Below are 14146 nucleotides of genomic sequence, written 5' to 3' on the forward strand. Positions count from 1 at the left end.
TCAGTTTTCAGCCTGTTGGCTTTGCTCATCATACTTGCGCTGGCAGTCCTGAATCGCGTCTATATTCCCCAGCGTCCAATTGAACAGTATCGAGAACGGCCTTTGTAACGATTCACCGAGCGGCGTCAGTGAGTATTCGACGCCGAGCACCCGCCCATCCAACACCTTGCGCGTCACCATACCGTTGCGTTCCAACTTGCGCAGCGTCTGGGTCAGTACACGCTGGGTGACGCCGTCCAGACGGCGCTTGATAGCGTTGAAACGCCGTGGTTCACGCAACACTTCCAGCACCATCATTGACCACTTGTCTGCGATCTGATCGAGAATAATTCGGCTTGGGCAATCGGCCCTGTAGATAGGATCGGTCTCTTTCATCGGTATCCTCCAGTATCCCTGGGATGGTTAAAGTGCGTAATTGACCCTAGGTATGCAAAGTATACCATGTGGTGAAGAGCACCAAAACGCGGTGCTCATTTCTCTCAAACGATAAAGGAAATTGACATGGCGGATACCGATTTTGACCGACTGAGTATTTCCCATAACGGTGGCGTGTCGACGGTTACGATCGACAATCCTCCGGTAAACGTTCTTGATGTGTCTCTGATGTCGGAAATCAGTCGCTTTCTGGTTTCTGTGCGAAATGATCCTGATGTGAAAGTGCTGGTTTTTCAGAGCGCGAATCCAGAGTTCTTCATTGCTCATGTCGATATGACTTTAATTGATGAGCCGCATGCCTTCGACGAGCTGGCGCGTAACGCGCCGGAAGGGCTAAACCCATTCCAGGCGTTCGGGGAGCTGTTGCGCAGCCAGCCGCAGGTCACGATCGTTAAACTGGCTGGGTTGGCGCGTGGCGGCGGTGCCGAATTTGTTGCGGCGGCCGATATGGCATTTGCCGCTGAAGGGCGTGCAGGCCTTGCCCAGTGCGAAGCCTTGATGGGTATCACACCTGGCGGCGGTGCGACGCAGTACCTGGCCAGTCGAATGACGCGCGGCCGCGCGCTTGAAGTGATCCTGGGTGCCGATCTTATCGATGCAGTGACCGCAGAACGCTACGGCTGGGTTAATCGTGCATTGCCCGCCGTCGAGCTCGATGATTTCGTCAATCGGCTAGCGCGTAATATCGCGGCCTTACCAGAGGGGGTTATCGCAGCGGCCAAGCAGGCGATGCCCGCGCCAGACTTGCGGGAGGGTTTTCATCGTGAACACGATGCCTGGGCGGGATTGTTTGCACGCCCAGCAGCGGAAAGGCTTATTCGCGGTGGGCTACAAGCGGGGGCTCAAACGCCGGACGGTGAGCGTAACCTTGAGGAGCTGCTGCGTAATCTTGGTGTTGCACGGGTCTGAACATCAGACCCGTGCAGACAGGGCGTTTCGGCATGGGGCGTTTACGTAAAGCGTCGCTAGCAAGATACCCACTGGGTTAACAGTGCGTACAGTTTGGCAGGCTCCAGCGGCTTTCTTAATACCAGGTAACCTTCCTGCTCGGCTTCTTGCAGAATAGGGGAGTTGAACTCCCCACTGACCATCGCACCGCTGATATTCGGCAAACGTTCAAACAGCGCTTTCAGTATGTCGAAGCCGCTCTCACCAGAGCGGAGCCGCTGATCGCACAGCACGGCGAAGGGCCTGAAGCCTTCATCAACGATAGCGAAAGCCTCTTCGGCGGAAGCGGCGCAGCGCACGGTTATACCCCATGTGCTCATCAAGCTCGACCAGGCGGAGGTGACCAGCGGATCATCGTCCACGACCAGACAGGCGCCGGACAGAGGGGCATAGCGGGCAGGTGTGACGGTGTTTGAGTATGTGTTGGTGCTTTCTTGTCGTGGGTGTTCGCCGGTGTAGAGGGCAAAACGCATCCAGAAACGGGATCCTTTACCTTCAACGGAGTGCATGCCGTACTTCACCTTCATCAATTTTGCGCAGCGCGCCACTACCGCCAACCCCAACCCATGGCCGGCACTGTCGATTTTCCACGCCAGTTCGGGGCGATAATAGGGGGAGAATATTTTGCCTTTTTCTTCGTCGGCAATGCCAACACCGGTATCCCAAACCTCGATTAAACATTCCCCACCACGAGGGCGGATGGCTATCAGAACTCCCCCTTTTTGTGTGTAACGCAAGGCATTTTGTATCAGGTTAATCAGGGATTGTCGGATAAGTAATTGATCGCCCATGACGAGAACTCTTCGCTTTGGCCGCCATGTTCGCAATGATAGCGTCCGGCTGTTTGCTTCTTCACGAAATAGGGTAATGACGGAATCAAGCAGCGTTCCAATATCCACATGGGTGGTCGCTGTGCTGACGTTTCCGGATTCAATCTTGCTGAGGTCGAGTAAAGAATTAAACATGAGATGCACCGACCGCACGCTTTGTTGTAAATCCAGGAGTTGAGGGATAAGTGTGGTATCGCGATTTTTATGAATAATGGCTTCAATCAGAAAACCCATGGCATGCACCGGTTGGCGTAAATCATGGCTGGCAGTAGTAAGAAATTGATTCTTATCCAGCAATGCCTGTTCCGCTTCTTCTTTGGCCTGCCTAAATTGCTCTGCAAGACGGGAACTGCGCTCTTCAAGACGGGCCTGCTGGATAAAGAATTTATGAGAGCTAAGTGCATGACGGTAAATGGCGAATCCATAAAGCAAATTGAGCATCAGCACAATGAGCATGACATCGTTTAAACGCCAGATAATGCCAATATTAAGCATTCCCCAACAGGAGAAGAAGAAAAGTGTAAAGGTGCTAATTATTGGTGTCAGGTGCGTCGCATTTGCTGCGACGATTGCCGCGATACTGATGTTTAATAATAAGAAAAAATCAAAATTATTTATTTGTGGAGTGATTAAATATAATGATGAAATACCCAGTCCATGCACAAAGGCGACTTTATTAATATGGGGTAACCAGCGATTTAGAATAACCTCTGCATCTTTTTCCTTTGCTTCATGTTGATAGCTGCGGTGCCAAAACCTAATGGCCAATGCGCAGAGAAAATACAACAGGATCCAGATGATGATGGGCCACAGGTTTTCCCCCAGCAAATAAATCCAGATAGCAAAAGGGATGCCAACAAAAGGTACCGCAGTAAAGCTAAAGACTAACCGTATAAACGTGTTGTCTAGCAGGCGAATTTGCGCGCGTGGAGAGATTCCATCATCTTGTAAAGATTGAAGTAGCTTCATGCTATTGGCCCGGTCTGCCATGCAGCAAGGTAATGGCTTCCACCCGGCTGCTAACGCCTATTTTCTTTAAAATGTTACCGATGTGTTCCTTGACCGTGGGTTCTGAAATAGAAAGCTCTGAGGCTATTCTTTTATTGGGGAAACCACGCATCATCATGGTTAATACATCAACTTGCCGTGGGGTTAAGTTGAATTTTTGTAGATGGTTTTGTGTGCTGGTTAGGGTGTTTTCATTATCAAGAGGGAACCACGGTTGATTATTCATAAGCGCGGTGACCGCGCTCGCAAATAATTCTGGCGTTTCATTTTTAAGCACGAAACCATGGCCGCCGGCATCACGGACTTTTTGCCATATTTCATTGTTCTCATCACCACTGACTACCAGCAAACGCACGTTAGGGTAGAGCTGTTTGATCTCTTTGAGTAATTTTAATGCCGTACCATCGGATAGCCAAAAGTCGATAACGATTAAGCCTGGGGCGCCATGTTCAAGAATGTGGCGATAACAGTGATCTTCGTTGGTCGCCACATGAACATGCTTAAATCGACAATGCGTATTAAGGAAATTGGCGATACCACTCGCCACCAAAGGATGGTCATCAACGACCAGTGCATAACCCTGCCCCAAAGCAAGCTCCTTTCGCATAAACATATCAGAGGGGTTCTGATAATTTTTTATTATTGACCCTCCCTACTTTAGGAGGGTTTTTTCGTTTAGGAAAGAGAAATATATTATTCGGGGACTTTGATAAGACAAAACATAGAACCATTCAGCATTTGGATCTGTTTGGTTGAAAAGGATAATTTATGAGAAAACCACTTATTGCTTTGGCCGTTACTTTTCTGGTAGCCGGGTGTTCAACATTGAAAACCGATCAGGCAATACCGCTACTGCAGGCCGAAACGGCTAAAATGCTTGGCCTGGGATCGTCGGATGAAATTACCGTAACCAATGTTAATGGCGGCCAACCCGATGCATTGGGCGGACAAAAACTTTCTTACCGCGCGACCACGGAAAAAGGGCGTATTTTCGATTGCTCATCGCTGATGATGCCGGGAATCTTAGGCTCTGCGCCTTCGCTAAGCGCGCCGACCTGTACCCCGGTGGTCACACATAAATAACCCTTCTTAAGGCGCGGATTGGGGCAGCCCAATAAGTTTGGTATCGATGCGTTAGCGCTGGGGGGCAATAAGCTGGCGCATCGATACCAATCAATCTGTGTTCGCGCATCGCGTTTCATATCTCCTCTAATACATTGAGTTTTTCATATAAATAATAACGTTGATGGCATCAAAGTAATGAGCCGGAGAGAATACATGAAAGATAAAATATCGTACCCTTTAGCGGTAAGAAAACCGCTTTCCAAGCTTTACCTCGCACTCTTTTCCGCACCATTGATATTGATCGGGCCTGTTGATATTGCACGTGCCGACGATGCTGTTTTTGATGGTGAATCCAAAGTGACAGAATCTTTAGCCTACACCGGGAATGTTTACGTCGGCCGCAATCAAAGTGCGAACCTGCTGATCGATAATGGCAAAATCAACGCCTATAACATCAATATTGGCACCCGTTCTGACGGCAAAATTTATGACAGCGTGGTAACGGTCAGGGGGCCTGATGCGGTAGTGAGCGCCGTTAACGATCAATCCGTTTTGCGCGGCAGCCTGAATTTGGGTCTGGGGACATTACGGGTTGAAGATGGTGCACTTGCCAGTGCGAAAGAAATTATTGTCGGCACCACGGGCGGTTATGACAGCCATTTGAATGTTAAAGGTGCCGGCTCCAGGGTCATTAGCGACAGGCTTGGCATTGGTTTTGGTCAGGGCGCGCGATCCACCCTATTGATTGAAGACGGCGGGGTGGTAACAACAACCGCCGCAGCCAGGATCGACAGCGGTTTTATACCCGGCGAAGCTGACAAACTGAACCCTAAAGCCACGGTGACGGGCAATAACTCCCAGTGGAACATTACCCAAACGCTTACGGCTAACGGTGATGTGGACGTGCTAAACGGTGGAGTGGTCAACGTTGGCAGCGCAGAGATTGCCGGTGTTTCAGGTTCACGCAAAACCGCCGAGTTGTATATCGCTGGCGAGGGCTCGCGCTTTACCAGCGGCAGCAGCGTCAACGTGGGGGATTATGGTAATGGTGTGCTGTCGGTGGTAGACGGCGGCGTATTTTCCGCTGGCGCTAACGAGTTGCGGCTGGGGGATACCGGCTCCGGCTCGAACCGTGGCGCGTTAATCATCGGCAGCCGCGGCAATATGGATACCGGTACCGGATTGACCGATCCCACGATAGGTGCGGCGGGTGGTGCGGGCACCGTTGACGCACAGACGACGATCAACCTGCGGGGTGGGCTGTTCGGCAGCTATGTGTACTTTAACCATACCTCCGACAACTACGATTTCCGCAACAAGATGGTTGGCGAAGGCGAGGTCATCAATACTGCCGGGCAAACGACGTTGAGCGGCGATCTTACCGGGCTCAAGGCCAATGTGGGCGCCCGGGGCGGAAAAATCATCATCGCCAGCGATATCAATACGCTGAAAGAAGACAACATTTTTGATATTCAAACGCTTAGCGCCGAAAATGGCGGCACGCTGATCCTCAATGCGACAGCCGGTTCCGATGTTAACAACGGTCAAGGTTACAGCAGTGCGGCCTCGATAAAAGCCGGCGGTACGCTGGGAGGCAACGGTACTCTGGGCCAAACGGAAATTCTGTCTGGCGGCCATATTTCGCCCGGTGACGGCAACATCGGCACCTTGACGCTGCAACGCTATCTGAACTTCATCGGTGAGTCCTTCTACGACGTCGATATTGCGGGTGACGGCAGCAGTGACAAATTGGTGGTCGCCGGGAAGACCACCATCAGTGATCAAGCCAAAGTGCAGGTGACTGCGCTGGATCCACAAACCAGCTATCAGACGGGCCAAAGCTACCGCATTTTAACGTCGCAAGGCGGAATTGACGGTCAGTTTGCTGAAGCTATCTCAAAATCTGCTTTCCTCGATGTTGCGCTTCATCACAGCGCCAACGCCGTGGATCTGACCATCGCGCAAAAGGGCGGCGGCGAGAACCCGGGCGGTGAAAACCCAGGCGGTGAGAATCCGGGGGGCGAGAACCCAGGCGGTGAGAATCCAGGCGGTGAGAATCCGGGGGGCGAGAACCCAGGCGGTGAGAATCCGGGGGGCGAGAATCCAGGTGGTGAAAACCCAGGCGGTGAGAATCCGGGGGGCGAGAACCCAGGTGGCGAAAATCCGGGGGGTGAAAACCCGGGCGAACCAGGTATTTTCCAGACGGTCGCGCAAACCCATAATCAGTGGAATACCGCGGGTGCACTTTCGTCATTGACACAAAGTGGCCCTTCACTGGCGCTGTATAATTCCGTGTTGTTATTGAGTGCACCGGAAGCGCGCGAGGCGTTCAATCAGTTGTCTGGCGAAGTGTATCCGTCCACGCAGTCCAATTTGATCGCAGGCAGCACCATGCTATTCAATGTGCTGAATCAACGCATGTTACGCGTGTTTGATAATGATCCGTTACCTGTGCCGTCGCTGGCGATGACGCTGGTTCGGCCGGCTCAAGCTGAAAATAATGGTGTATGGGGGCAGACGTTTGGATCATGGGCAAGAAACAGCGGCAATGAGAACGTCGGAAAACTCGATGGCAACACCAGTGGTTTCCTGCTGGGCGCGGATCATAAATTAGCCGATCACAGCGTTCGCGTTGGGGGATATTTTGGTTATAGCCGCGGTGATTACAAGATTGACAGCCGTCGTTCCAAGTCTGATAGCGATAATTACCACCTCGGCCTTTACGCCGCAGGGCAGCAGGATGCCTTCTCGCTACGTGGTGCTCTGGGCTACACCTGGCACCGTCTGGAAAATGAACGCAACGTTAACTTTGGCAATTACTCGGATCGGCTCAAGGCTGACTATGATGCAGACTCACTGCTGGCGTTTACCGAAGCGGGTTACCGTTTTGGACAATCGGATGCGAACATTGAGCCCTTCGTCAATCTGAGCTATATCCGCCTGCATACCGATAATTTCCAGGAAAAGGGCGGGGCTGCAGCACTTAGCGTACGTAATGACACGATGAATACCTTCTATTCAACGTTGGGTGTGCGCGGCTTCACCGAGCTGCCGAAGAACGTCAGCTTATACGGTTCATTAGGCTGGCAGCATGCCTACGGTGATAAATCCACATCTTCACGTATGGCCTTTGCCGGCAGCGACGCATTTATCACCCAAGGCACTGCGGTTGATGACAACCTGATGGTGGCGGACGTCGGGGTGAGTGTGAAACTGACGCGTTCCACCACCTTGGATCTCGGTTATCAGGGGCAATATGGCGCTGATACCCAGGTGAATGCGGTCAATGCCAATATCAGATGGTCATTCTGATTTTCTGAAAAGTGAGGTATTGGTTAAAGCGGAATATCGTTGGGCAACAGACCCTCGTTGCCTGGCGATATCTCGGCGTTCTGGGGCTGGCCGTGGTCTTCGGACGTGGAGTGCTCTAGCAATTTGAATAGGGTAGTTCGCTCATCACGGGTTAAATCCCGCCACTCGCCCAGCGGCAGTCCTGTCAGATCAATATTCATGATGCGCACGCGCTCAAGTTTAGTGACCTCATAACCAAAATATTTGCACATGCGGCGGATCTGGCGGTTAAGCCCTTGTACCAATGTGATGCGGAATACCTGTTCGGTCTCTTTCTCCACCCGGCATTCTTTTGTCACTTTGCCCAGTACGGGCACACCTGCGCTCATGCCTTGAATAAATGCGTCGGTCAGCGGTTTGTCGACGGTAACCAGATACTCTTTTTCGTGATTGTTGCCGGCGCGGAGGATTTTATTGACCAGCTCACCGTTATTGGTCAGGAAAATTAACCCCTGAGAAGCCTTGTCCAGGCGGCCGACAGGAAAGGTACGTTGACGGTGGTTAACAAAATCGCCGATGTTATCTCGCTCATGCTTTCCCATGCTGGTGAGGATACCAACAGGTTTATTCAGTGCGATCAGCACCAAATCATCAGCATCACGAGGTTCTATCTGCTGCCCGTTCACCTTCACGCTATCCCCGAAAAACACCTGCGCACCTACGTCCGCCCGTTTGTCGTTGATGAAGACATTGCCCTGTTTGATATGACGATCGGCTTGGCGACGGGAACAGATGCCGCTGTCGCTAATGTACTTGTTAACGCGAATGGATGAGTGAGTCAGCATAGTTACCCCGTAAAACGCGGACTATACCTTACCCGGGGGGTATTGCGAAGGCTACGCCAGTTCATCAACCTTCACCACACGCGTATTCAGCGGCGTCAGCGTTTGCCCGTCACTGCCCGTCGGCGTCATGCGCGGTATCGTTAACCCACTGTCGCTTTCTACCAGCGTTGACCTTGTTTCTCCCTCTTTAAACAGATAATCCTCACCCCACTGGCGCAATCCGACGATCACCGGGAACAGAGCTTGTCCCTTATCCGTGAGGAGATATTCCTGATAGGCGCTGCCATCCGAAGCAGGCGCAATTTCCAGAATGCCGTGTGCCACCAGCGTGCGTAGACGGGTGGAGAGAATATTCTTCGCCATCCCCAATCCCTTCTGAAACTCACTGAAGCGACGCACGCCGTCGAAGGCGTCGCGCACGATCAGCAGCGACCACCAATCGCCAATCACATCCAGCGTGCGCGCGACCGGGCACTGCGCATCTTCCATACTTTTACGTTTCACAGCGTTCAACTCCTGCAGCAAGATCTGGTTGCATTATAAAACCTCTGTGCGTAAAGTTCATTGGGTTTAATAATGAAACCACTTTGGGGTGAAGGATGAGTGATAAAGCACTGGATCCGATCTGTACGTCACAGGGGGAAGTGCTGGGCCGGCTTCCTGCGTCGTTGGTGTTGTTGCTGGCGGGAGCCAGTGCCTTCAGCGTGGCAAACGTGTATTACGCTCAGCCTTTGCTGGACGCCATTGCCCACGATTTTACTATCAGCTTGGCCTCGGTTGGCATGGTGATCACCGCAACCCAGTTGGGGTGTGCGCTGGCATTATTGCTGGTGGTGCCATTGGGGGATCGGATTAATCGCCACCGGCTGTTGGCGGTTCAACAACTGCTGTTGATTACTGCCCTGTGCGTGGTCGGCTGGGCGGACAACAGCCTGTTACTGCTGAGTGGCATGCTGCTGGTGGGGCTGTTTGGCACCGCGATGACGCAGGGGCTTATCGCTTTTGCCGCGACATTGGCAGCGCCGCATGAGCGAGGGCGGGTGGTGGGGGCTGCACAGGGAGGGGTGGTATTGGGCTTGTTGCTGGCGCGAACGCTTTCTGGCGCACTGGCGGATATGGGGGGCTGGCGAGCCGTCTATTTCTTCTCCGCTGCGGTAACCTTGGTTCTGCTGCCGGTGCTGGCGCGTTTGTTACCTGCGCCACGCACACCGCCGTCGACGCTCAGTTATCCGGCGTTGTTGCGTTCAATGCTGACGTTGTTATGGGGTGATCGCACGTTGCAGATCCGGGGTATGCTGGCGCTGCTGATGTTTGCGGCATTCAGTATTTTCTGGAGTGCGCTGGTACTGCCACTCAGTCAGGCCCCGTTTAACTTTTCGCATTCGGTGATCGGTGCGTTTGGTCTGGTGGGGGCGGTGGGTGCGCTGGCGGCGGTGCGTGCCGGGCATCTGGCCGATCGCGGTTTGGGGCAGGTGGCGAGCGGTGTCTGCCTGTTACTGTTGGTGGCGGCTTGGGTTCCCCTGAGCATGTTGAGTTACGGTTTGGGCTGGCTGATTATGGGTATTGTGTTGCTCGATCTGGCGGGTCAAGCCATTCACGTACTGAATCAGAGCCTGATTTTCAATGCACATCCGCAGGCCCACAGCCGATTGGTCGGTTGCTACATGCTGTTCTACGCCGTGGGGAGTGGGCTGGGGGCCTTCGCCAGCACGCATGCTTACGCTTGGGCGGGGTGGAGTGGTGTGTGTTGGCTCGGTGCGGGCGTTAGCCTGGTCGCCTTGCTGTTCTGGTGGCTGACATTACGCGGCATGCCGGCCTCAGGCGCGGTGGTAGAGCAATAACAGTTGGGAAATCAGTGCGTCGCACAGTAATTGCAATTGCGGCGCGCCGAGGGTTATCCCACTCATTTCCCTCTCTTTCTCCTTAGATTTTGTCTGGTGCACCACACAAACCCAACCGCATGCATTAGCAAAACCGATTTAGCAATATAGCGGCACGGCCACTCATCAGCCGCAGCGGTCACATTTTACCGCGCCCATCGCTCCTGCCGCCGTCGTTCCCGGCATGGGGGAGCTTACTTGCTAAGAGGAAATCATTATGACAAACCTAAATTACAAACCGACCATTTGGACCCGCGCAGAGGCGCTGAAAGTCAACGAAAACGATCCGACCACCACGCAACCCTTGGTGAGCGCCGATTTTCCGGTCATGAGTGACAGCGTGTTCATCTGGGACACCATGCCGCTGCGTACCCTGGAGGGCACCGTGGTTTCCGTCAACGGCTGGTCAGTAATTTTGACGCTGACCGCCGATCGCCATCCTTATGACCCGCAGTATATTGATGGCAGCGGTAATTACGACATCAAGCGCGACTGGGAAGATCGCCACGGCCGTGCGCGTATGTGCTACTGGTATTCCCGTACGGGCAAAGACTGGATCTTCGGCGGCCGGGTGATGGCGGAAGGGGTTTCACCGACGACGCGTGAATGGGCGGGTACTCCTATCCTGTTGAATAACGAAGGCGATATCGATCTGTATTACACCTGCGTGACGCCGGGTGCCACCATTGCCAAAGTGCGCGGCCGCATTGTGACGTCGGATGACGGCGTGCAACTGCAGGATTTCAACGAGGTGAAATCGCTGTTCGAGGCCGACGGGGTGTATTACCAGACCGAAGCGCAGAATCCCTACTGGAACTTCCGCGACCCCAGCCCGTTTATCGATCCGCAGGACGGCAAACTGTATATGGTGTTCGAGGGTAACGTAGCCGGCGATCGCGGTTCGCATGTGGTTGGCCCGCAAGAGCTGGGGCTGGTGCCGCCGGGCCATGAAGAGGTGGGCGGCGCACGTTTCCAGGTGGGCTGTATCGGCCTGGCGGTGGCGAAGGATAATCGCGGTGAAGAGTGGGAGATTTTGCCGCCGCTGGTTACGGCTGTGGGCGTCAACGATCAGACCGAACGCCCGCACTATGTGTTCCAGGACGGCAAATATTACCTGTTCACCATCAGCCATAAATTCACCTATGCCGAAGGGTTGACCGGGCCGGATGGGGTGTACGGTTTCGTCAGCGATAGTCTGACCGGGCCTTACACGCCGATGAACGCCTCAGGCCTGGTGCTGGGTAACCCGCCGGAACAGCCTTTCCAGACGTATTCGCACTGCGTGATGCCAAATGGTTTGGTGACGTCGTTCATCGACAGCGTGCCAACCAGCGGCCAGGATTACCGTATCGGCGGGACGGAAGCGCCAACGGTGCGGATTGTGCTGGAAGGCGACCGTTCCTTTGTGCGCGAGGTGTACGATTACGGTTATATCCCGGCGATGCAGGATATCGTTTTGCAAGGGTAACCTGCGGTTTGTAGCCTGAGCCGTTTTAGAGGCCTGACGATGTCAGGCCTTTTCAGGTTTGGCTCACAGCGGATGACGCTATTTTTTAGGCGAGTGCAGCAGGTAATAGTCTTCCGCGCCGTCGTTGCCGGTGGTTATCTTTTGCCAGCCGTGTTTATGGTAAAACGCCAACGCCTTTTCGTTCTTCATCAGACATTTCAATGAACCGGTGGCAGTAAATGTCTGTTCTGCCGCCTGCAGTAAGGCACTGCCTACGCCAAGGGGCGGCAGGTGAGGATCAACATACAGATTATGGATAAAATTATCTTGGCGATAAATCGATACAAATCCCAGTAGCGTCCCCTGATCCTCCGCTACCCAGATATCCTCACCCAACGTCGAACGATCGAAATCCTCTAGTCGGTAATCGTCGGTATCGCGCCACGGAAACGCCGCTTTGCGTGATGCCAAATACAGCGTGCGCAGGAAGGGGCGGTCGGCTTCTTGATAGGGTCTGATCTGCATGGCATCTCCTTTTTATTTTTTTGACACTATAGCGCAATTGACCTCACCGTCAGCAACCCCAATAATGGCTGTCTTGACTCGGGGTGCCTCTAGGGGCTGAGATTTTACCCGTATTACCTGATCTGGATTATGCCAGCGTAGGGAAGTCTCGGTGCCCCAACCGGTACCCGCCTTCTTGAACGCCGGTTGGGAGGAATATGTTCGCTCGACCTGATGCTTTACCCGGCGCCCGTGCCGCGGCCTGTTTGACCCAATTTAAGCACCAACCCCCATTGATTCACTGCCTGACCAACGAAGTGGTGCAGGAGCTGACGGCTAACGTGTTGCTGGCGCTCGGCGCTTCCCCTGCGATGGTGGTGGAACCGACAGAGGCAGCGCAGTTCAGCCTGCTGGCGAATGCTTTGCTGATTAACATCGGTACTCTCAATGCCTCACGTGCCGAATCCATGCTGGCGGCGGTGGAGGCCGCCAATACGGCGGGAACGCCATGGACGCTGGATCCGGTGGCGGTTGGTGGGTTGGTGTACCGCACTGCCTTTGCCCATTGCCTGTTAGGTAAAAAACCCGCGGCGATCCGCGGTAATGCTTCCGAAATCATGGCGCTGAGCGGTCTGCAGACCAGTGGGCGCGGCGTAGACAGCACGGACGATTCGCTGGCGGCTTTACCCGCCGCGCGTGAGCTGGCACGGAGCAGTGGCGCTGTCGTGGCGGTAACCGGGGTCGTGGATTATGTCACCGACGGCCAGCGTGAGTGGGCCGTCGCAGGGGGGGACGCACTGATGACGCGGGTCGTGGGAACCGGCTGTGCCTTATCGGCCGTAGTGGCGGCATTTTGCAGCCTGCCGGGCGATCGGCTGGACAACGTCGCGACTGCCTGCCGGGTGATGTCGCTGTGTGGTGAACGTGCCACGCGCGATGCCGCAGGGCCGGGCAGTTTCACCCCTGCGTTCCTCGACGCGTTGTATCAACTGCGGCCGGAGGATCTGCAATGAAACGAATTAACGCATTGACCATCGCGGGTACCGATCCGAGCGGCGGTGCAGGTATCCAGGCTGACCTGAAAGCCTTCTCTGCGCTGGGTGCCTACGGGGCCTCCGTTATTACGGCACTGGTGGCGCAAAATACCCGCGGGGTGCAGTCGGTTTACAATATTGACCCTGCTTTTGTCGCCGCTCAGCTTGATTCCGTGTTCAGCGATGTGCGTATCGACAGCACCAAAATCGGTATGCTGGCTAACACTGACATTGTGCAGGCGGTGGCGGAGCGTTTGCGTCATTACCAACCGGCATTTGTGGTGCTGGATACCGTGATGTTGGCGAAAAGTGGTGATCCCCTGTTGGCGCCAGAGGCCGTGGACTCTATTCGTCGCGAACTGTTGCCGTTGGTGTCGATTATTACGCCGAACCTGCCGGAAGCTGCGGCTTTGCTGGAATGTGCGCCGGCGGAGAATGAACGGCAAATGCGTGAGCAAGGCCAGGCGCTGCTGGCAATGGGCTGTCGGGCGGTGCTGATGAAGGGCGGTCATCTGAGTGAAAGTGAGAGCCCGGACTGGTTGTTTAGCGATGGGCAGGAACTGCGTTTCACTGCGCCACGTGTGGCGACCCGTCATACGCACGGTACCGGTTGTACACTTTCCGCCGCGTTAGCCGCATTGCGCCCGCGCCATGATGATTGGGCCAGCACGGTGGCGTCGGCCAAAGATTATCTACAAAAAGCGTTGCAGCAAGCCGACACCCTGGAAGTGGGGCAGGGTATCGGACCGGTGCATCATTTTCACGCCTGGTGGTGAGTCAACTTTTTGCCGTCACTGTGGTCTGACTAGATTCAGGCCCGGTTTTGGCCGGGTGCGGACGAATTTTATTAAAGGAGAAG

13 protein-coding genes and 1 riboswitch are annotated in these 14146 nt (G+C 54.2%); of the genes, 7 read left to right on the forward strand and 6 right to left on the reverse strand.

The features are described from left to right. Positions 1–375 (reverse strand): winged helix-turn-helix transcriptional regulator, encoded by a 375-nt coding sequence (locus AC2FCQ_RS11990; RefSeq protein WP_490308265.1) that lies wholly within the window; start codon positions 373–375, stop codon positions 1–3. A gap of 126 nt (positions 376–501) precedes the next feature. On the opposite strand from AC2FCQ_RS11990, the gene AC2FCQ_RS11995 reads away from it, so the two are divergent. Next, entirely contained in the window at positions 502–1344 is an 843-nt protein-coding gene (locus tag AC2FCQ_RS11995) for an enoyl-CoA hydratase/isomerase family protein (RefSeq protein WP_490308264.1), read from the forward strand. A 56-nt stretch (positions 1345–1400) separates the two neighbouring features. On the opposite strand, the gene AC2FCQ_RS12000 is transcribed toward AC2FCQ_RS11995, so the two are convergent. Further along, positions 1401–3182: a hybrid sensor histidine kinase/response regulator gene (locus AC2FCQ_RS12000; protein ID WP_490308263.1), complete on the reverse strand. Its 1782-nt coding sequence runs from the start codon at positions 3180–3182 to the stop codon at positions 1401–1403. Position 3183: 1 nt separating this feature from the next. After that, complete coding sequence (locus AC2FCQ_RS12005; RefSeq protein WP_490308331.1) at positions 3184–3810, reverse strand: LuxR C-terminal-related transcriptional regulator; 627 nt, start codon at positions 3808–3810, stop codon at positions 3184–3186. A 179-nt stretch (positions 3811–3989) separates the two neighbouring features. On the opposite strand from AC2FCQ_RS12005, the gene AC2FCQ_RS12010 reads away from it, so the two are divergent. Both AC2FCQ_RS12010 and AC2FCQ_RS12015 read left to right on the forward strand, forming a co-directional pair. After that, positions 3990–4304, forward strand: a complete 315-nt coding sequence (locus AC2FCQ_RS12010) for a putative periplasmic lipoprotein (RefSeq protein ID WP_404760736.1) — start codon at positions 3990–3992, stop codon at positions 4302–4304. Positions 4305–4499: 195 nt separating this feature from the next. Continuing rightward, positions 4500–7598, forward strand: coding sequence for an autotransporter outer membrane beta-barrel domain-containing protein (locus tag AC2FCQ_RS12015; protein WP_490308262.1), 3099 nt, complete (start codon positions 4500–4502; stop codon positions 7596–7598). A gap of 23 nt (positions 7599–7621) precedes the next feature. On the opposite strand, the gene rluF is transcribed toward AC2FCQ_RS12015, so the two are convergent. Both rluF and AC2FCQ_RS12025 read right to left on the reverse strand, forming a co-directional pair. Next, the gene (gene rluF, locus AC2FCQ_RS12020) at positions 7622–8422 is read right to left on the reverse strand and encodes a 23S rRNA pseudouridine(2604) synthase RluF (protein ID WP_490308261.1); all 801 of its coding nucleotides are present in this window, start codon (positions 8420–8422) and stop codon (positions 7622–7624) included. Between the two features lie 51 nt (positions 8423–8473). Next, on the reverse strand, positions 8474–8926 hold the full coding sequence (locus AC2FCQ_RS12025; protein ID WP_265556678.1) for a winged helix-turn-helix transcriptional regulator: 453 nt from the start codon (positions 8924–8926) through the stop codon (positions 8474–8476). Between the two features lie 95 nt (positions 8927–9021). On the opposite strand from AC2FCQ_RS12025, the gene AC2FCQ_RS12030 reads away from it, so the two are divergent. Both AC2FCQ_RS12030 and AC2FCQ_RS12035 read left to right on the forward strand, forming a co-directional pair. Continuing rightward, positions 9022–10263 (forward strand): MFS transporter, encoded by a 1242-nt coding sequence (locus tag AC2FCQ_RS12030; RefSeq protein ID WP_490308260.1) that lies wholly within the window; start codon positions 9022–9024, stop codon positions 10261–10263. A 256-nt stretch (positions 10264–10519) separates the two neighbouring features. Continuing rightward, on the forward strand, positions 10520–11770 hold the full coding sequence (locus AC2FCQ_RS12035; RefSeq protein ID WP_490308259.1) for a glycoside hydrolase family 68 protein: 1251 nt from the start codon (positions 10520–10522) through the stop codon (positions 11768–11770). Between the two features lie 78 nt (positions 11771–11848). On the opposite strand, the gene AC2FCQ_RS12040 is transcribed toward AC2FCQ_RS12035, so the two are convergent. Next, a complete protein-coding gene (locus AC2FCQ_RS12040; RefSeq protein WP_490308258.1) occupies positions 11849–12274 on the reverse strand; it encodes a GNAT family N-acetyltransferase in 426 nt (141 codons plus the stop codon). 69 nt (positions 12275–12343) lie between these two features. Then, a riboswitch (TPP riboswitch) is annotated at positions 12344–12435 on the forward strand. A 36-nt stretch (positions 12436–12471) separates the two neighbouring features. On the opposite strand from AC2FCQ_RS12040, the gene thiM reads away from it, so the two are divergent. Further along, positions 12472–13266 carry a hydroxyethylthiazole kinase gene (gene thiM, locus AC2FCQ_RS12045; protein WP_209638271.1) on the forward strand — a complete coding sequence of 265 codons (795 nt, stop codon included), beginning with the start codon at positions 12472–12474 and terminating at the stop codon, positions 13264–13266. Then, positions 13263–14063, forward strand: coding sequence for a bifunctional hydroxymethylpyrimidine kinase/phosphomethylpyrimidine kinase (gene thiD / locus AC2FCQ_RS12050; RefSeq protein ID WP_490308257.1), 801 nt, complete (start codon positions 13263–13265; stop codon positions 14061–14063). Before thiM ends, thiD begins: the two co-directional genes overlap by 4 nt. The last annotated feature ends 83 nt before the right edge of the window (positions 14064–14146 follow it).

The sequence above is a fragment of the Serratia sp. CoH_134_PS_4 genome (assembly GCF_058190535.1).

Excerpts from the sequence above, each read along its gene's own strand:
- AC2FCQ_RS11990 (WP_490308265.1), bottom strand. The coding sequence starts at position 375 with ATGAAAGAGACCGATCCTATCTACAGGGCCGATTGCCCAAGCCGAATT.
- AC2FCQ_RS11995 (WP_490308264.1), top strand. The coding sequence starts at position 502 with ATGGCGGATACCGATTTTGACCGACTGAGTATTTCCCATAACGGTGGC.
- AC2FCQ_RS12000 (WP_490308263.1), bottom strand. The coding sequence starts at position 3,182 with ATGAAGCTACTTCAATCTTTACAAGATGATGGAATCTCTCCACGCGCG.
- AC2FCQ_RS12010 (WP_404760736.1), top strand. The coding sequence starts at position 3,990 with ATGAGAAAACCACTTATTGCTTTGGCCGTTACTTTTCTGGTAGCCGGG.
- AC2FCQ_RS12015 (WP_490308262.1), top strand. The coding sequence starts at position 4,500 with ATGAAAGATAAAATATCGTACCCTTTAGCGGTAAGAAAACCGCTTTCC.
- rluF (WP_490308261.1), bottom strand. The coding sequence starts at position 8,422 with ATGCTGACTCACTCATCCATTCGCGTTAACAAGTACATTAGCGACAGC.
- AC2FCQ_RS12030 (WP_490308260.1), top strand. The coding sequence starts at position 9,022 with ATGAGTGATAAAGCACTGGATCCGATCTGTACGTCACAGGGGGAAGTG.
- AC2FCQ_RS12035 (WP_490308259.1), top strand. The coding sequence starts at position 10,520 with ATGACAAACCTAAATTACAAACCGACCATTTGGACCCGCGCAGAGGCG.
- AC2FCQ_RS12040 (WP_490308258.1), bottom strand. The coding sequence starts at position 12,274 with ATGCAGATCAGACCCTATCAAGAAGCCGACCGCCCCTTCCTGCGCACG.
- thiM (WP_209638271.1), top strand. The coding sequence starts at position 12,472 with ATGTTCGCTCGACCTGATGCTTTACCCGGCGCCCGTGCCGCGGCCTGT.
- thiD (WP_490308257.1), top strand. The coding sequence starts at position 13,263 with ATGAAACGAATTAACGCATTGACCATCGCGGGTACCGATCCGAGCGGC.